The organism is Salinimicrobium sp. TIG7-5_MAKvit (assembly GCF_049569215.1).
In the GTDB taxonomy this organism is placed as follows: Bacteria; Bacteroidota; Bacteroidia; order Flavobacteriales; family Flavobacteriaceae; genus Salinimicrobium; species Salinimicrobium profundisediminis.
In genome coordinates, this window is sequence record NZ_CP145903.1 from 1,954,611 (window position 1) to 1,971,685 (window position 17,075).

At 42.8% G+C, this 17,075-nt stretch carries 18 protein-coding genes and 1 pseudogene; 13 read left to right on the top strand and 6 right to left on the bottom strand.

The genetic code is table 11. The annotated features are described in order from the left end of the window. Position 1: 1 nt before the first annotated feature. From V5739_RS08785 to can, 9 genes and pseudogenes are all read left to right on the top strand, one after another. Positions 2–1,636 (top strand): BatD family protein, encoded by a 1,635-nt coding sequence (locus V5739_RS08785; RefSeq protein ID WP_423817856.1) that lies wholly within the window; start codon positions 2–4, stop codon positions 1,634–1,636. Then, complete coding sequence (locus V5739_RS08790) at positions 1,636–2,640, top strand: vWA domain-containing protein (protein ID WP_266068114.1); 1,005 nt, start codon at positions 1,636–1,638, stop codon at positions 2,638–2,640. The genes V5739_RS08785 and V5739_RS08790 overlap by 1 nt, the downstream gene beginning before the upstream one ends. Positions 2,641–2,652: 12 nt before the next feature. Beyond that, positions 2,653–3,693, top strand: a complete 1,041-nt coding sequence (locus tag V5739_RS08795) for a vWA domain-containing protein (RefSeq protein ID WP_423817857.1) — start codon at positions 2,653–2,655, stop codon at positions 3,691–3,693. Further along, positions 3,693–4,574, top strand: a complete 882-nt coding sequence (locus tag V5739_RS08800; RefSeq protein ID WP_423817858.1) for a tetratricopeptide repeat protein — start codon at positions 3,693–3,695, stop codon at positions 4,572–4,574. The genes V5739_RS08795 and V5739_RS08800 overlap by 1 nt, the downstream gene beginning before the upstream one ends. A gap of 6 nt (positions 4,575–4,580) precedes the next feature. Continuing rightward, positions 4,581–6,344, top strand: a complete 1,764-nt coding sequence (locus tag V5739_RS08805) for a BatD family protein (protein ID WP_423820461.1) — start codon at positions 4,581–4,583, stop codon at positions 6,342–6,344. Next, positions 6,341–7,090, top strand: coding sequence for a tetratricopeptide repeat protein (locus V5739_RS08810; protein ID WP_423817859.1), 750 nt, complete (start codon positions 6,341–6,343; stop codon positions 7,088–7,090). The genes V5739_RS08805 and V5739_RS08810 overlap by 4 nt, the downstream gene beginning before the upstream one ends. A gap of 145 nt (positions 7,091–7,235) precedes the next feature. Next, the gene (locus V5739_RS08815) at positions 7,236–7,526 is read left to right on the top strand and encodes a hypothetical protein (protein WP_423817860.1); all 291 of its coding nucleotides are present in this window, start codon (positions 7,236–7,238) and stop codon (positions 7,524–7,526) included. Positions 7,527–7,689: 163 nt separating this feature from the next. Continuing rightward, positions 7,690–9,240, top strand: a pseudogene (locus tag V5739_RS08820) (SulP family inorganic anion transporter). 69 nt (positions 9,241–9,309) lie between these two features. Beyond that, positions 9,310–9,945, top strand: coding sequence for a carbonate dehydratase (can, locus tag V5739_RS08825; RefSeq protein WP_423817861.1), 636 nt, complete (start codon positions 9,310–9,312; stop codon positions 9,943–9,945). Between the two features lie 31 nt (positions 9,946–9,976). On the opposite strand, the gene V5739_RS08830 is transcribed toward can, so the two are convergent. Next, positions 9,977–10,507 (bottom strand): CvpA family protein, encoded by a 531-nt coding sequence (locus tag V5739_RS08830; RefSeq protein WP_423817862.1) that lies wholly within the window; start codon positions 10,505–10,507, stop codon positions 9,977–9,979. A 47-nt stretch (positions 10,508–10,554) separates the two neighbouring features. On the opposite strand from V5739_RS08830, the gene V5739_RS08835 reads away from it, so the two are divergent. The 4 genes from V5739_RS08835 (at position 10,555) to V5739_RS08850 (ending at position 12,589) form a co-directional block, all read left to right on the top strand. After that, entirely contained in the window at positions 10,555–10,911 is a 357-nt protein-coding gene (locus V5739_RS08835; RefSeq protein WP_266068107.1) for a hypothetical protein, read from the top strand. Between the two features lie 99 nt (positions 10,912–11,010). Next, complete coding sequence (gene pheS, locus V5739_RS08840) at positions 11,011–12,030, top strand: phenylalanine--tRNA ligase subunit alpha (RefSeq protein ID WP_266068105.1); 1,020 nt, start codon at positions 11,011–11,013, stop codon at positions 12,028–12,030. Next, positions 12,027–12,194 carry a hypothetical protein gene (locus V5739_RS08845; RefSeq protein ID WP_266068104.1) on the top strand — a complete coding sequence of 56 codons (168 nt, stop codon included), beginning with the start codon at positions 12,027–12,029 and terminating at the stop codon, positions 12,192–12,194. Before pheS ends, V5739_RS08845 begins: the two co-directional genes overlap by 4 nt. Next, positions 12,194–12,589, top strand: coding sequence for a hypothetical protein (locus V5739_RS08850; protein WP_266068103.1), 396 nt, complete (start codon positions 12,194–12,196; stop codon positions 12,587–12,589). Before V5739_RS08845 ends, V5739_RS08850 begins: the two co-directional genes overlap by 1 nt. A 140-nt stretch (positions 12,590–12,729) precedes the next feature. Here the strand turns inward: V5739_RS08850 and V5739_RS08855 are convergent, their stop codons facing one another. From V5739_RS08855 to V5739_RS08875, 5 genes are all read right to left on the bottom strand, one after another. Continuing rightward, positions 12,730–13,725: an NAD(P)H-dependent glycerol-3-phosphate dehydrogenase gene (locus V5739_RS08855; RefSeq protein WP_423817863.1), complete on the bottom strand. Its 996-nt coding sequence runs from the start codon at positions 13,723–13,725 to the stop codon at positions 12,730–12,732. A gap of 252 nt (positions 13,726–13,977) precedes the next feature. Next, positions 13,978–14,562 (bottom strand): nicotinate (nicotinamide) nucleotide adenylyltransferase, encoded by a 585-nt coding sequence (nadD, locus tag V5739_RS08860; protein ID WP_423817864.1) that lies wholly within the window; start codon positions 14,560–14,562, stop codon positions 13,978–13,980. Then, positions 14,559–15,149, bottom strand: a complete 591-nt coding sequence (gene gmk, locus V5739_RS08865) for a guanylate kinase (protein ID WP_423817865.1) — start codon at positions 15,147–15,149, stop codon at positions 14,559–14,561. The genes nadD and gmk overlap by 4 nt, the downstream gene beginning before the upstream one ends. Further along, entirely contained in the window at positions 15,149–16,006 is an 858-nt protein-coding gene (locus V5739_RS08870; RefSeq protein WP_423817866.1) for a YicC/YloC family endoribonuclease, read from the bottom strand. The genes gmk and V5739_RS08870 overlap by 1 nt, the downstream gene beginning before the upstream one ends. Positions 16,007–16,065: 59 nt before the next feature. After that, positions 16,066–17,025 carry a YheT family hydrolase gene (locus V5739_RS08875; protein ID WP_423817867.1) on the bottom strand — a complete coding sequence of 320 codons (960 nt, stop codon included), beginning with the start codon at positions 17,023–17,025 and terminating at the stop codon, positions 16,066–16,068. Between the last annotated feature and the right edge of the window lie 50 nt (positions 17,026–17,075).

Here is a 17,075-nt window from a genome sequence, read left to right on the forward strand (position 1 = left end):
AATGCAAAAAATAGTAAGGCAGAATGGCATTTTTGACACCCCCGCGAAGAGCGTTCTCTTTTTCTGCCTGTGTACATTTTTTCTGCTGCTCAACAATTTTAGGGGGCAGGCACAGGAAGTTTCTGCTTCCGTAGACACCACTACGATAAAGATAGGGGAGCAGATCACCTATAAACTGGCTGTGGAAACCAGTCGTGAAGACCTGGTTGTTTTCCCCGAAGGGCAGAGCTTCTCTCCGCTCGAAATGATCGAGGCTTTTGCAATAGACACCAGCGAGATAAGCGACCGTTACCGCCTTACCCGCGAATATGTGCTTACTCAATTTGATTCTGGCAGCTATACAATTCCGCGGCAGCGTGTTTTAATAAACGACAGGGAATTTCGCACCGATTCTTTTTCGGTTGAGGTGAATGATGTGGTAGTTGATACTACCAAACAAAAAATGTTTCCCATAAAACCTGCTGTTGAAGTACCGCCGGCATTTGGTGTTCCCACCTGGCTCTGGTGGCTGCTGGGACTTATTCTTTTTGGAGTAGTAGCATATCTGCTTTACAGGAGCAGGAAAAAGAGAAAAGAGGCTGCAAAACAGCTTCCGCCTTATGAGCGTGCACTTTTTGAGCTAAAGCAGCTGGATGATTCTCATCTTTTGGAGCAACGGGAAATAAAAGAATATTACTCCCAGCTCTCTGCCGCAGTAAGGCGATACCTCGATGGGGAGATCTATGACCATGCGCTGGAAAGTACCACCAATGAGCTTATCACCTACCTTGAAGCTGAAAGAGACAAGGGTAAACTGAAACTGGAAAATACGACCATTAGCCGCTTAAAAGAAATACTGGAAAGAGCCGATCTTGCAAAATTCGCAAACTCCAAACCCGATGTGCTTACGGCAAAAGAAGACCGCAGCAGTGTTGAAAATGTTATAAAAGACACTAAAGCTTCTATCCCGCAGCCAACAGAAGAAGAACTGTTGAGAGATCGGGAATACAGGGAGAGAATGGAGAGAAAAAAGAAGGTCAAAAAGATCATTTTTGGCATAGTTGCAGTTGTACTTCTTATAAGTGCGGGTGCTGCATATCTTATCTCTACCCGCGGAATAGAATATTTTACAGATACGTACATTGGGAACAGCAGTAAAGAGATGCTTGAGAGCGATTGGATCTCCAGTGAATATGGTACGCCGTCGGTCACTATTGCCACGCCCGATGTGTTGGTGAGAAATATTAGCGATAGCGTAGGAATGTCGCAGGGCAAAGAGACTTTTAACTATGGCAGCCTTGATACCAACCTCTTTGTTAGTGTAAGTACGCGCCCCGCCAGTGAAGATTTTGATGTGGAGATGGCTGTAGAAGATGTTTATGCCTTCCTTGAGGCTAACGGTGCAAAGAACATCATCACCAAACAGGAAGATTATGAAACTTTGAACGGAGCTCCCGGTTTCAAAATATTTGGAACCATGAGCCTTCAAAAAGATGAAAAATCACAACCTGTTTCTAAAGAGTACACTATCCTAAACTTCGGAATGGGAGAAGGATTCCAGCAGGTGGTAGTGATCTATAATGAAAATGACAAATATGCCGATGAGATCGCCCAGCGCATCACCACATCGGTTGAACTTATAAACAACAGCAATTAATGTTCGAAAGATTAGTTTTTGAAGATCCGCAGTTCTTTTGGTTATTGTTGCTTTTGCCACTGGCCCTGGGCTGGTACATTTGGAAACGACACCGGCAAACCGCCGAACTCAGGATCTCGAGCATCAAAGGTTTTGAGGCTAAACCCGGTATGTTAGGGAAGTTGCGGCCCATTCTCATGGTGCTCAGGTTGTTGGTTCTTGCGCTGGTGATCACTGCCCTGGCCAGGCCCCGCAGCGTTGATGTCTCTTCTCGTACCAGCAGCAACTTTGGTATCGACATTGTCATGGCTATAGATGTTTCGGCCAGTATGCTCGCACGCGATTTAGATCCCAACCGGCTGGAAGCTACAAAAGAAGTGGCAGCCGATTTTGTGAAAAACCGTCCTGCAGATAGAATTGGGCTTGTAGTTTATGCCGGGGAAAGCTTTACCCAAACCCCAATTACAAGTGATAAAAGCATAGTGCTAAGTGCGCTTGAAGATATTGAATACAACAATGTGCTCGAAAATGGTACCGCAATTGGAATGGGTCTCGCTACAGCAGTAAATAGATTAAAAGACAGCAAAGCCGAAAGTAAAGTAGTGATCCTGCTTACCGACGGGATGAACAATGCCGGTTTTATAGATCCAAAGATTGCCAGCGAACTGGCAGTAGAATTTGGAATTAAGGTTTACACCATTGGGGTGGGGAGTAATGGAACTGCGCTTTCTCCCATAGCAATTTTGCCTAACGGAAGTTTCCAGTACGGCAGGGTACCGGTAGAGATCGATGAAGCTCTTTTAAAAGATATTTCTGAAACCACTGGTGGAAAATACTTCCGGGCGACCGATAATAAGTCCCTCGAGGCGATCTATGATGAGATAGATGAATTGGAAAAAACTGAAATAGAAGAATTCAGGTTCTATAATTATGAAGAGAAATTCCGGCCTTTGATTTTACTGGCAGGATTCCTGTTATTGGTGGAAGTGTTGTTGAGATTTACTATTTTCAGAAGCTTTGTATAAAAAGAGGATAAGATGTTTTTGTTAGAAGATAAGACTTACTTGTGGTTATTGATAGGTATCCCGGTCATTGTACTGCTGTATGCCATGGTCATCTTTTGGCAAAAAAGAACGCAGCGGAAGTTTGCCGATAAGGAGTTGCTGGACAGGTTGAGCCCTAATCGCTCTACCGGAAAGCAGGTGCTTAAAATTGTGCTGCTTTGCCTGGCTATTGCAAGTTTTGTTATTGCCCTGGTGAATCCGCAGTTTGGCACAAAATTGGAAACTGTAAAACGGGAAGGGGTTGATGTTGTTTTTGCAATAGATGTCTCGAAAAGTATGCTGGCCGAAGATATTGCCCCAAACCGGCTTGAGAAATCAAAACAACTGGTTACCCAAATCATCAATAACCTGGCGAGTGACCGCGTGGGGATCATAGCTTATGCCGGAAGTGCTTTTCCGCAGTTGCCAATCACGACAGATTATGCTGCGGCAAAAATGTTCCTGCAGGGCATGAATACCGATATGCTTTCATCGCAGGGAACAGCTATAAGGGAAGCCATTGAGCTGTCTAAGACCTACTTTAATGATGACGAGCAAACCAATAGAGTTTTGTTTCTCATTAGCGACGGGGAAGATCATGAGGGTAATATTGAAGATATAGCTGCTGAAGCTGCCCGCGAAGGCATCAGGATAGTAACTATTGGAGTGGGAACTGCCAAAGGTGGGCCAATTCCCATCAAAAGGAACGGAGTAGTTCAGAATTATAAGAAAAATAATCAGGGGGAAACGGTGATCACCCGGCTTGACCAGGAAACCCTGAAGGAGATAGCTTCCGAAGCAAACGGGAGGTACATTGATGGCAGTAATACAGCGCAGGTAGTGGAAGAAGTGACCGACATTCTTCAGAATATGGATAAGAAGGAATTTGAATCCCAGCAGGTGGCCGATTACAAAAGCCAGTTTCAGTGGTTTTTAGCGCTAGGTCTGCTCTTCCTGTTGCTTGATATACTTTTACTTGAGCGACAAACTTCCTGGTTAAAAAGGTTAAATTTGTTTAACGAAAAAAGAAGCTGATGATGAATAGGATGATGATACCATACCTGCCAAAAATGCTGTTTTTTGGTTTGCTTTTTTCTTTTCCGTTGGTTGCAGCTGCACAGGAAAATCCTGAAGCAGCAATTAAAGCTGCAAGAAAATATATGCAGGAAGCCGAAGCTGCTTTGGCAGATAACAATCCTGCTACGGCCGAGGCATATTACCGTAAGGCAATTGCAAAAGACCCGGCAAATGCCGAAGCAAAATACAACCTCGGAAATCTTTACTATAACAAAGATATAACCTATCAGGCGCTGGAGCGACATCGCGGTGCTGCAGCAACAGCCCAAGAAAAGCCCTTAAAACACGATGCTTTTCACAACCAGGGGAATGCCTATATGAAGCAAAAGAAATATAGTGAAGCTGTTGAGGCTTATAAGCAGTCCCTGCGCAACAATCCTAAAGACGACGAGACCCGCTACAATTTGGCTTTGGCTAAAAAGATGCTGGAAGAAGAGCAAAAACAAGGTGGCGGCGGCGATAACAAAGAGAAAGATCAACAGGATCAACAAAAGCAAGAGGATCAAAAAGAGCAGCAGGACGGCGAAGGCGAGAAGGAGCAGAACGAAGATGGCAAGCCTGATGAAAAGGAAGGTGGCGATAAAAAAGAAGATGAGAATAAGGAAGGCGAGCAGAAGAAAGACAAAGCCGGCCAACCCGATGATAAAGAACAGAAAAAACAGGAGCAGCCAAAAGAAGGAGAGCAGCCTAAACAGCCACAGCAGCGACCGGGCCAGCTTTCACCACAACAGGTGAAGAATTTACTGGAAGCTATGGGAAATGAAGAAAAGAAAGTTCAGGAAAGGATAAATGCCAAAAAGGCTAAAGGAGTTCCTGTGCAAACAGAAAAAGACTGGTAGTTAATGATGAAGCATAAACTGGTACTTTTAGTAATGTTACTACTCTCTGGTCTTGCCATTGGGCAGGTGCAGTTTGAAGCTAAGGTAAGTAAGGACAGGCTGGGGGTGAATGAGCGCCTTAGGGTAGATTTTGAGATGAACCAGGATGGAGATAATTTTAATCCGCCAGAGTTCACCAATTTTACCGTAGTGGGAGGTCCCAACCAGGCGGTGAGCAACAGCTGGATCAACGGCAAACGGACTTATTCTAAAACTTACAGCTATTTTCTTGCACCAAAAGGGCGTGGTAAATTTACCATTGGGCAGGCCGAGATCACAATTGACGGTAAGCTTTATAAAACAACACCAGTACAGGTGGAGGTAACGGCTGCCGTAGATGAGCCTACCGATGGGGAGAATTCAGAGTATGTGGCTTCAGAAAATCTTCATTTGGTGGCAGAGATCTCTAACACCAATCCTTATCTCAATGAAGCCATTACGGTAGTTTACAAGCTGTATGTGAGTCCGCGGATAAACGTGAGCGACTGGCGACAGCTTGATAGCCCCAAGTTTAGTGATTTCTGGAGCCAGAATATTGACATTAGAAGGCTTGAGGTAGAAAACGGCACTTATGAAGGGGAGCCTTATCGCTTTGTAGTACTTCGGAAAACCGTCCTGTATCCGCAGAAGACCGGAAAGCTGAATATTGAACCTCTTACACTAAATATTTCAGTAGAAGTTCCGGGCAACCGAAGGGATATCTTTGGAAACAGATTCTACGAAACAGTCGATAAAGTAGTCGCTGCGGGTAACCGGGTGATTGAAGTAAAACCGCTGCCACAGGAAGGCCGCCCTGCCGATTTTACCGGGGCTGTGGGTAAAAATCTTAATCTTAAAGTTACCACAGACAAAACTGAACTTAGAGCAACAGAATCTTTACAGGCTACAGTTGAGGTGCGGGGCCAGGGGAACCTTAAATTATTTGATCTTCCGCAGTTAACAGTGCCGGCCTCTATGGAAAAATACGAGCCGGAGTATACTGAAAATGTAAACACCACGATAAACGGGATGCAGGGAAGCATTGCCAATCAATATACCCTTGTGCCACAGGCCAAAGGCAAGGTTCCTATTCCGCCGGTGAGTTTTAGTTACTTTGATCTTGATTCCCGTTCTTACAAAACCCTTACTTCACAGGAGATCCTGCTCGAAGTTGAGGCCCCGCCGGCAGGAAGCCGTGCAACACCGGGCAATAACCCGTCTGCGGTAGCGCAACAGGTGCCTGCTGCGACAAATCAATTTAGGTATATCAAGCTCAATACTTCTCTAAAAACCATTGGAGAGGCGCCATTTATGGGATCGGCTTTATTCTGGACCTTGTTTTTGAGTCCGTTGCTTTTCATTCCGCTGGTAATTCTCTTCGGAAAAAGAAGACAGGCAAAAGCAGGTGATGTGCGGGGTAACCGAATAAGAAAAGCTGACCGACTGGCACGCAAATATTTGTCTGAAGCTAAAAAGAACCTGGGAGACCAAACCAAGTTCTACGAATCTTTGGAAAGGGCACTGCACAATTATTTAAAGGCAAAACTGCACATACAAACCAGCGAGATGAGCAAGGAGCGCATAAAGGAACTGCTGGAAAGTAGAGGTGCCAATACAGGCACAGTAGCAGAATTTAATGAACTGCTTAAGAGCTGTGAATTTGCCCGCTACACCCCGGCTTCAAATGTTGCTATGCAGCAGGATTATGATAAGGCAGTACGTGTAATTTCAGAATTGGATAAACAAGTATGAAAAAGCTGATCTTTTTACTGGCACTGTGTTTCAGCTTAAGTGCAACAGCACAGAATTCTCAGGTTTTTGAGGCTGCAAATAAAGCTTACGCCGCAGGAAATTACGAGGAAGCCATAACACAATACGAACAGATCCTGGAAAACGGACAAACTTCGGCAGCACTGCATTACAACCTCGCAAATAGCTATTATAAGCTTAACCGGGTCGCGCCAAGTATTTTCCACTACGAAAAAGCACTGCAACTCGCACCCGGTGATGAAGACGTGCGCAATAATATTGGCTTTGCCAGGAACATGGCGATTGACGCCATAGGAGAGGAAGAACAGGCAGGCTTTAGAGGCATTTTTGACACCTCTACTGCAGCGTTCTCTGCTTCAGGATGGGGTTGGGTAGCTATTTTTTGTATGTTCGTGTTTGTGGTCTTTTTCCTTGTTTACTACTTCAGTAACAAAACCCTGGTGAAAAGACTGCTGTTTATAGGTGCGATGTTCTTTTTGGTGATGGCTATATCTTCAGCAGTAGTGGCTGCGACAAAACAGAGCTTTGATGAGGAGAGTAATTATGCTATTGTTTTTTCAGAAGAAGTACAGATAAAGAACGAACCCTCTCCAAGGGCCGAAGACGCCTTTTTACTTCATGAAGGGGCGAAGGTGAAGATCACTGAAAATTTCCAGGACTGGGTAGAAATAGCGCTGCCCAACGGAAGCCGGGGATGGTTAGAAGAAGACAATCTCAAAAGATTGTAAATCAGCTTTTCTGCAAACAAGTATAAATTTTACTTATTTCCCATAGCTATAAAGAATTGAAAATTCCCCCATTTACTGTGTTTTAGGAGACTTGGGAAGGTTATAAGATTTGTGACACTCGTCAAAAATGTTATTTTTGTAACCTTTGAAAAAGATCGCTTACATATTGTTCTTTGTTTTCTTCACATTTATTGTGGGGCCTACAATTATTGCTTTAATAGACGACTCTGTAGATATATCTTTTGCCTTTACGGCAAACGAGGAGGAAAACTCTTCAAAGAACCTGGCTTCTTTTGAAACTGTAATAGAAGATAATTATTCAAACCACGTTAGTATTGAATATCTAAAAGCGCATCAAAAAGAAAATTTTTCCTACACCAAAAATTATTATCCGGTTTACCTGGAGGTAATTTCTCCCCCGCCCAAGAGCATATAATTATATCCGTTTTTTAGGTCTGCTTTTATGTGGCTGCACTTTTGCGGCCCAGATATTCCATGTGCTGTATTTGCACTTTTGGCAAGGCCTTTCATTTTTCATCAAGTTTTAATAACCAATTGCAGGAGCAAAAGAAGTTCCTGTGAGTAAACGTATATATTTTATGTTCAAGCAACTCAAAAGTGATTTGCCGGCCAGTGTTGTAGTATTTTTTGTCGCCTTACCACTTTGTTTAGGAATCGCCTTAGCCAGTGGCGCACCTTTGTTTTCAGGATTAATTGCCGGAATTGTTGGAGGTATTGTGGTTGGAGCCATAAGTGGTTCTAACGTAGGGGTAAGTGGCCCCGCTGCCGGATTGGCGGCAATAGTTCTTGCCGCAATTGCCAGTTTGGGAAGTTACGAAGACTTTCTTTTAGCCGTGGTTTTAGCAGGAGTTATCCAAATCTTATTTGGTGTTCTAAAAGCCGGGATCATCGGGTACTATTTTCCATCGTCTGTAATTAAAGGAATGTTGACGGGAATTGGGATAATTATTATTCTAAAACAGATCCCACACTTCTTTGGATATGATGGAAACATTGGGGATATTTATTCTCTTGAAGGGATAGGTAATGCTTTTAATAGTATAAGTGTGGGGGCTACTGTAATTGCCCTGATAGGAATGGGGATTCTCATTCTATGGGACTCGGTGCTTACTAAGAAAAGCAAGATATTTAGGTTGATACAGGGGCCGCTCGTGGCAGTGGTAGTAGGAATTATTTTCTTTATTGTTACCCGTGATTCCTCTATGTTTGCTATTGATGAGAAGTTCCTGGTAAACGTGCCCGTACCTGATAGTTTTGACTCTTTTATAGGGCAATTCACTTTTCCTTCCTTTAGAATGATTGGAAGTTCAGAGATCTGGATCACGGCTTTTACTATGGCGCTTGTTGCCAGCCTTGAAACTCTTCTTTGTGTAGAAGCTACAGATAAGCTTGATCCTCATAGAAGAACTACGCCTACAAACAGGGAATTATTTGCACAGGGAACCGGAAACCTTGTCTCCGGATTTATTGGAGGTTTACCTATCACGCAGGTAATTGTAAGAAGTTCGGCTAACATCCAGTCTGGGGGGCAAACCAAACTCTCTGCCATCATCCACGGATTTTTGTTGCTTATCTCTGTAATTATTATTCCTACAATCCTTAATTTCATTCCGTTGTCGGTACTCGCAGCAGTGTTGTTTCTTGTGGGTTATAAACTTGCAAAGCCGCAGCTTTTTGTACAGATGTACAACGCCGGATGGAAGCAATTCGTACCATTCATAGTCACGGTAGTAGGTATTATCTTTGGAGATCTTCTGGTAGGAATTACCATGGGATTACTGGTTGGTATTTGTGTGATCCTAATCAAGAGTTACCAAAACTCTTACTTCCTACATAAAGAGGATGTGCAAAACGGGCAAAAGACGGTGAAAATGAGGTTGGCCGAAGAAGTTACCTTTATCAATAAAGGGGCAATTATAAAAGAACTTAATAGGCTTGAAGAAAATTGATGTCTCATCATGGATGTGAGTAAAACTCATTATCTTGATAGTGATATTATAGAGATACTTGATGACTTCAGAATCAAAGCAGAAGAGAAAAATATTAACATTAAATTTATTTCTCAAAGAGGTACGGTAGAAAACCCGGTAAGCTATCATCAGTTCTTTATGAGACCTAAAACAGCTTAAGACAAACTAAATTCAAACAGAATATACCTGCTATAGCAGGTGAATCTAAAAAACTAAATAATACAAAAAATGGCACAATTATTTGATCAATTACTAAAGAATAACAAAGAGTGGGTACAACAGGAGCTGAATAAAGATCCTGAATTTTTTAAAAGACTTGAAAATGGACAACAGCCGCCACTTCTTTGGATAGGTTGTGCAGATAGCCGTGTACCGGCCAACCAGATTATTGGGGCGGCACCCGGGGAAGTCTTTGTTCACAGAAACATAGCCAATATGGTTATACACAGCGATATGAACATGTTAAGTGTGCTCGATTATGCTGTAAATCATTTAAAAGTAAGACACGTGATGGTTGTGGGCCACTACGGCTGCGGGGGTGTGCAGGCTGCAATGAAGAACCAGTCTATCGGGCTTATAGACAACTGGATTCGTCATATAAAAGATGTGTACCGTGTGCATAAGAATACACTGGATAGTATCGCTGATGAAAAAGAGCGATTTGACAGATTTGTTGAGTTGAACGTGGTAGAGCAGGTTTATGACCTGGCTAAGACCACTATTGTTCAAAATGCATGGAACAACAATCAGGATCTATTCCTGCATGGGGCTGTGTATGGAGTGGGATCAGGAATTATCAAAGATCTGGGTGTAAACATCAGCAACAATTCTGAACTAGACGAGGTTTACCAGTTAAACTTCTAATATACCTTCCAAAAAGGGGATTTTTCGGAGATTATTTTGGAGTTGTTTCAGCTTCAGAAGAAGTCTCAAAAAGATCCCCTTCTTTTATTTCCTTAATAATAGTAGGAAGAATTGCCGGTGCAAGTACACTCACCGGGGCGTATAATACAGATTCTTCTTTCGTAGCTTCTTCGGCATCAAAGACTTCAAAGCCATCTACGAACATTATAAAAATACTGACCAAAAATGCCATTTTTAACACCCCTAAAGCTGCACCTGCCAGTCTGTTGATAATACCCAGTGCCACCATATGCACCATTTTGGTGAGAAAGCTCCCCACCAGGGAAATGATGAGCGCCACCACAAAAAAGGTAAGGGCAAAAGAGAGGATACTCAGGTATTTTTCATCCCAGTTGATAAAAGAATCGAGAAAAATATAGGTGCCGCCCGAAAAGTGAATGGCAGCATATATTCCCAAAATGAGAGATAACAGGGCTGCAAGTTCTGCAAAAAAGCCTTTAAATAGCCCTCTTACTAGCCCTAAAAGTAAAAAAATGCTAAGCAGCAGATCCAGGATATTCATATTCCCAAAGATAGCAATTTCCGGTTCTTAGTAATTATCTTTGCGCCATGTCTAGAGATGAACAATTAAAACAACGTTGGGCCGAGGTCGAAACTAAACTTTCAAAGCAGTTTGCCGACGGGGAGAAGCTCGAGCTCGATGCTATCATATATATTATTGGCCTGCAGGAACTGGGGCAAATTCACAGAAAATTCAAGAAAGATCACAAGCTCGATTTGATGCATATCGCCATTTGCCGACTCCTGGAGCCTTATGGTTACTACGAATTTGAATATTTTGATGATGAAGGCTGGCCTCATTATAAGGTGGTTGAAAACCTGCCGACCTTAAAACCCGGAGAACAGGCTGTACTTATGAAAGAAGCTATAGTGCAGTACTTTTTGGAAAAGGAGTATATAAAATGACATTTTTGGCAGGTTAGCTACCCAAATATTGCACCGGCACCCACAGTTGGAGTGCCGTATTATTTTCCTAAATTTGCAGCTTCCTAAAGACAAGGAACCATGACAGAAACTATTAAGGAGCATATTTCTGAAATTGAAGCCTTCACGGCAAATACTAAAGATGAAGTTGAAAATTTCCGTATAAAATACCTTGGCAAAAAGGGCATTTTGAACGGGTATTTTGCTGAATTTAAGGCGGTGCCCAATGAAGAGAAAAAAGCATTTGGGCAGGCGGTGAATGAGCTGAAGGATGCTGCTACCAATAAAGTTCAGAAATTAAAGGAAGAACTGGAGAGCCGCGAGGAGGAGAAAGGAGTCTACGGAGACCTTTCACGCCCCGGGGAGCCGGTTGAGATAGGTGCGCGCCATCCAATTTCTATCGTAAAGAACCAGATCATCGAGATCTTTTCAAATATTGGGTTCAATGTTTCTGAAGGGCCCGAGATGGAAGATGACTGGCATAACTTTACTGCATTAAACCTTCCGGAATACCACCCGGCAAGGGATATGCAGGATACTTTCTTTATTCAAACCAACCCCGATGTGCTGTTGCGCACGCATACTTCTTCGGTACAGGTGCGTTATATGGAGGATAACAAGCCGCCAATTAGAACGATCTCTCCCGGAAGGGTTTTCAGAAATGAGGCAATTTCAGCAAGATCACATTGTATCTTTCACCAGGTAGAAGGCCTGTATGTTGATAAAAATGTGTCGTTTGCAGATTTGAAGCAAACTTTGTTGTATTTTACAAAGCAGTTGTTCGGGAAATCTAAGATCAGGTTACGCCCTTCTTACTTTCCTTTTACAGAGCCAAGTGCAGAGGTTGATATCTACTGGGGCCTTGAAACCGAAACCGATTACCGCATCACAAAAGGTACGGGTTGGCTGGAGATTATGGGCTGCGGTATGGTAGATCCAAATGTACTTCGCAATTGTAACATAGATCCTTCAGAATATTCAGGTTTTGCTTTTGGAATGGGAATAGAAAGAATTGCCATGCTACTTTACCAAATAGGGGATATTAGGATGTTCTATGAGAACGACATGAGATTTCTGGAACAGTTTAAATCGTCTATATGAAAACAGCAGGCCTGGTATTTATTGGAATCATTGCAGTTGCAATCATCATCCTATTAGTAGCTATTGAGATCATTGAATTCACCATAGGAGCAATTTTAGTGGTTGTTGCCGCATTAATTTTATGGGGTGTTTATAAATGGGCTAAAAGCAAATTAGATCGTTAGTGAAAAAGGATATTGATATCCCGCAGGTGAAGAATGTTTTCATTGCAGCCGTACGTGAAAAACACGAGGAATATGGTAGCCTTGACTGGAACATCTACCTTATAAATGATCGTGCCGAAGCCATTGAAGGAGTCCTAATCGTTTCTAAAGGTTACGATGGAAAGAAGGAAACTTCAACCATGAGGCACAGTATAACCAACCTGCCACCGCAATCTTTTGCTAAAGTGGAATTTTTGCAGGACGACGTGTTGCAACTGAACAACGAATTCTCAGTATCTTTTTTTGCTGAAGGAAAGATGTTTCACAAGAAATTTGTCTTCCAGAAGAACAGCATCAATGAAAAAGCCCTGCAAGACCTTCCGGTAATGCCGAAGAAAGGCGTGCTGCTGAAGTAAAACCTTTTCCCCGCCTCTCTAAAGGAGAGGAGTAGATTGCGATAAAAATTTAGAAGACCTGCAAGGTCTTTTTTTTGACCTTGTAGGTCTTATCAGAGTGAAAGATCTGTGAGGTTTTTAAAACCACGCAGGTCTCCGTATTAGTCTAGTTTCTCGGCCAGTTTATTGAATACTTTCTTTGGTTCTTTTCCCTGGTATAAAATACCATAAACGGCGTTTATAATAGGAGTTTTAGCTCCCGTTTCCTGCACTATATTGTAAGCACTGTCTGTAGCGTAATAACCTTCGGCCACCATGCTCATCTCCATTTGTGCACTCTTTACCGTGTAGCCCTTTCCAATCATATTCCCAAACATCCGGTTACGGCTAAAGGTAGAATATCCCGTCACTAAAAGGTCGCCCAGGTAAGCCGAATCGTTGATATTCCGTTTCATCTTATGCACCTTTTTGATGAACTTCTTCATCTCCCTTATGGCGTTGCTCATCAAGACGCTTTGAAAATTATCTCCATACCCAAGGCCGTGAGCAATACCTGCAGCAATAGCGTAAATATTCTTGAGCATTGCAGCATATTCGGTACCCACAATGTCATCACTTGTTTTGCAGGTAATGTAATCGCTGCTAAGGTGTTTGGCTACCAGTTTTGCCTTCTCTTCATCAGAACAGGCAATGGTGAGGTAAGAAAGACGCTCCAGTGCCACTTCTTCTGCGTGGCATGGCCCTGTGATCACCCCAATGTTTTCGTAAGGTATGTTGTAAGTCTTGTGGAAGTGCTCGCCAACAATAAGACTGGTTTCGGGTACAATTCCTTTAATGGCCGAAAAGATGATCTTTTCCTGGAGAGATTCGGTGAGATGGTCAAGTTCCCGCTTTAGAAAAGCTGAAGGAATTGCAAAGATCAATACATCTGCCCGTCTAACGGCTTCGTTTATGTCGCTGGTGAGATAGAGTTGAGAATTGTCAAATTCTACCGAGCTTAAGTAATTGGGGTTGTGGTCCTGTTTTTTAATGTGTTCAATAGCATAAACGCTGCGCATGTACCAGGTAACCTCGTCTAGGTTCTCACAAAGCATTTTTACATTAGCTGTAGCCCAGCTCCCTCCGCCTATAACGGCAAATTTCGGCGATTTCTCCATAGAATGGTAATTGTGTCACCAAAAATAAGCAAAATAAAGGGGTTGATAAGAATAGCCGTAGCAAAGAATAGTTTAAAAAGCTATTTATAAACTTTAAAACTTTAACATTTTGCAGGTGTTAATGATGTACGAATAGCACTTCAATTGCGTTATGATATAAGAAAGATTATAATTAAAAGAAGAGTTTTCTTTTTTGGTTGGTTAGTTAGTGAGGATTGCCTCCGGAAGCTTAAGCTTCGGAGGCAATTTTTTTTAGCGGTAGAAGTTCATTTGATCAATATACTTCCAAACTGTGGGAGGTAATAAAGGCCGCACATCTTTTCCCTCTTTAATTGCATTTCTTATAAAAGTGGATGAAATTTCTACTCTTGGGGCATCGGTAAGGGTAATTCTGGTATGCTCCAGCAATTCGGGATGATTTTCTCCTTCAGAATATCTGGGGTACACCAGGATATCATGCCTTTCGAGAATAACCTCATAGTTTTTCCACTTCGGGAAGCTCTTCAGGTTATCTTCTCCCATGATCAATACAAAATCGTAACCCGGATATTTTTCTTCCAGGTGTGCCAGGGTGTACACCGTGTAATTGGGCTGTGGCAGATTGAATTCAATATCACTCGGTTTTATTCCGGGATATTCTTCGCACAGCTGCCAAACCATTTCAAATCGGTGATGGTTATTTAAGAGGCTGCTTTTCTTCTTGAAGGGGTTGTGTGGTGTTACCACCATCCATACTTCATCGAGATTTGAATACTGTAGCAGGTGATTGGCCAAAATAAGATGCCCAACGTGTACCGGGTTAAAAGTGCCAAAAAAAAGCCCGACTCTTTTTTTCACCTTTTTGAGACTTTAGTAGCTCCCACAAAATTTGAAACCAGGGTGTATGCTTCTTCTAAAGCCGTGTTGAGGTCGTTGTTCACAATAATATGATCAAACTGCGGGGCAGTGGCCAGCTCGATAGAAGCTTTTGCTACCCGCATATTGATCTTGTCCATGGATTCAGTTTCCCGTTTTTTAAGCCGAATCTTTAACTCCTCAATACTTGGTGGTTTTACGAATACGGCCAGGGTTTTTTCAGGATAGATGTTCTTAATGTCGAGCCCGCCCACCACATCGATGTCAAAAATGACATTTTTGCCATGCGACCAAATGCGTTCAACTTCACTCTTAAGCGTTCCGTAGAAATTATCGCGGTAAACTTCTTCCCATTCCAAAAATTCGTTGTTCTTGATCTTATTTTTGAACTCTTTAAGGTCCAAAAAGTAGTAATCTTTACCGTGCACTTCTGTACCTCTTGGTTCACGCGAGGTTGCAGAGATGGAGAATTCAAGATTTAGTTCTTCCTGGGCAAGCAGGTATTTTACTATAGTTGTTTTTCCCGATCCTGATGGTGCCGAAAAAACGATTAATTTGCCATCAGCCATTAGAGTACGTTTAGAAGTTGTTCTTTGATCTTTTCCAGTTCGTCTTTCATTTGCACCACCAGTTGCTGCATGGGTGCATAGTTTGATTTGCTGCCAATGGTATTGATCTCACGACCCATCTCCTGAGAGATGAAACCGAGTTTTTTCCCGTTGGAATCTAATGATCCAAGCGTCTTCTGAAAATAGTCCATGTGGTTTTCCAGCCTCACCTTTTCTTCGGTAATATCGAATTTCTCGATGTAGAAGACCAACTCCTGTTCAAAGCGGTTCTGGTCAACGTTTTCTTTTAGTTCGGCTACTCCTTTTTGCAGGCGTTCTCTCACCCCGGCAATTCTTTCGGGATCCATGGCAATTACTTTTTGCAACAGCTCCTGAATGTTTCCGGCTCTTTGCTCCAGTTCATCTTCGAGTACTTTCCCTTCAGCCGAGCGAAAATCATTGATCTCTCTAAGTGCTTCATCAACGGCTTCTTCTATAGCTTTGAATTCATCTTCATCAATTTCTTCTCTTTCCGTCTTAAAGGCATCGGGCATACGCACTGCCATTTGAAGAAGGTCACTATCGGATGCCGGGTAGATCTCCCGCAACTGATTCATGTATTTTTTCACTGCAGCCGCATTGACTGCCGAGCTGGTTTCTTCTCCTGTAACTTCAACATAAACCGAAAAATCAACTTTTCCGCGGGTGAGTTCCCGTGAAATTTTATTGCGTAGCTGCAACTCCTTTTCCCTGTACTGGGATGGGATGCGCGCATTTAAATCTAAATTTTTGCTGTTGAGGGATTTGATCTCTACGGTGATCTTTTTGGAAGGCAGCTGTAAAACGCTTTTTCCAAAACCGGTCATGGACTGAATCATACGGTAATTTTATTGATGCACAAAGATAAACAAATTCAAGGCGGTACAAAGAAAAGTGGCTAGAGGTGGGAATGTATGAACTGGTATGCGCGCTCTTCGGTATAGGTCTCCGGTTTGTTTTGCATGAATCCTACATTTCCGCCATACTCAGGCGTTTCCAGGTAAAGATATTTGCTTTCTTCAGCAATTTTAAAAGGATAGCAGGCGGGAGATAAAAAGCCATCATTCTTAGCATTTATAAGCAGGGTGGGCACTCCAATATTTTTAAGAAAACGACGGGAGCTGTTTTTGTGGTAGTAATCTAGCGCATTTTCAAAATCATGGGCCCTGCTGGTATAAAGGTCATCAATGTCTAACAGGCTGTCACAGGCGTTGATTTCTTCAGTGGTTAACTGGTTGGGAAAATGCTGTGCGCGCTGGCGTAAATGATTTTGTAATTTGATCTGGAAGCGTTTTGCGTAGAGAAAATTCTCCCTCTTCTCGAGTTGTTTCAAACTGCCATGTAAGTCGCAGGGCACCGAGACCATCACTGCTGCTTTGAGTTGCTTCGGAATTTCCCTGTCTTCGCCAAGGTACTTCAGCATTAAATTCCCGCCAAGACTAAAGCCGTTAAAGGCCATTGTAGCATACTTATTTTTCTTCAGAATATGCTCCACCACTTCCTGAAGGTCATTGGTGGCCCCGGCATGGTAAGACCTGAAATGGCGGTTGATCTCGCCGCTGCAACCTCTAAGGTTCACAGCAGCAACATCCCAGCCTTTTTGGGTGAAATATTTTGCCAGCCCGGTAACGTAAGGGCGTTTTGCGCTGCCCTCCAACCCGTGAATTACTATAAGTACTTTTTCTGATCTTTCTTCGGAAAAGCTCCAGTCAAGATCAAGAAAATCCCCATCCTGAAGGTTTATCCGCTCGCGCTGCTGCGCTACAGGTGCCCGTCTAATCATGGCAGAATACACGGTTGAGACGTGATAATTCCTGAAGATCATTGGAGGTTTATATGTGCTTTCTACTATGGGCATCGAGCGTGTAAGGTTTTAGAACTGTAAATGAAAGAAAAATTCGTTATGCA

Excerpts from the sequence above, each read along its gene's own strand:
- V5739_RS08790 (WP_266068114.1), top strand. The coding sequence starts at position 1,636 with ATGTTCGAAAGATTAGTTTTTGAAGATCCGCAGTTCTTTTGGTTATTG.
- V5739_RS08855 (WP_423817863.1), bottom strand. The coding sequence starts at position 13,725 with ATGGAGAAATCGCCGAAATTTGCCGTTATAGGCGGAGGGAGCTGGGCT.
- V5739_RS08835 (WP_266068107.1), top strand. The coding sequence starts at position 10,555 with ATGTCTAGAGATGAACAATTAAAACAACGTTGGGCCGAGGTCGAAACT.
- V5739_RS08870 (WP_423817866.1), bottom strand. The coding sequence starts at position 16,006 with ATGATTCAGTCCATGACCGGTTTTGGAAAAAGCGTTTTACAGCTGCCT.
- V5739_RS08810 (WP_423817859.1), top strand. The coding sequence starts at position 6,341 with ATGAAAAAGCTGATCTTTTTACTGGCACTGTGTTTCAGCTTAAGTGCA.
- gmk (WP_423817865.1), bottom strand. The coding sequence starts at position 15,149 with ATGGCTGATGGCAAATTAATCGTTTTTTCGGCACCATCAGGATCGGGA.
- V5739_RS08830 (WP_423817862.1), bottom strand. The coding sequence starts at position 10,507 with ATGAATATCCTGGATCTGCTGCTTAGCATTTTTTTACTTTTAGGGCTA.
- V5739_RS08875 (WP_423817867.1), bottom strand. The coding sequence starts at position 17,025 with ATGCCCATAGTAGAAAGCACATATAAACCTCCAATGATCTTCAGGAAT.
- can (WP_423817861.1), top strand. The coding sequence starts at position 9,310 with ATGGCACAATTATTTGATCAATTACTAAAGAATAACAAAGAGTGGGTA.
- V5739_RS08795 (WP_423817857.1), top strand. The coding sequence starts at position 2,653 with ATGTTTTTGTTAGAAGATAAGACTTACTTGTGGTTATTGATAGGTATC.
- pheS (WP_266068105.1), top strand. The coding sequence starts at position 11,011 with ATGACAGAAACTATTAAGGAGCATATTTCTGAAATTGAAGCCTTCACG.
- V5739_RS08805 (WP_423820461.1), top strand. The coding sequence starts at position 4,581 with ATGAAGCATAAACTGGTACTTTTAGTAATGTTACTACTCTCTGGTCTT.
- V5739_RS08845 (WP_266068104.1), top strand. The coding sequence starts at position 12,027 with ATGAAAACAGCAGGCCTGGTATTTATTGGAATCATTGCAGTTGCAATC.
- V5739_RS08800 (WP_423817858.1), top strand. The coding sequence starts at position 3,693 with ATGATGAATAGGATGATGATACCATACCTGCCAAAAATGCTGTTTTTT.
- V5739_RS08785 (WP_423817856.1), top strand. The coding sequence starts at position 2 with ATGCAAAAAATAGTAAGGCAGAATGGCATTTTTGACACCCCCGCGAAG.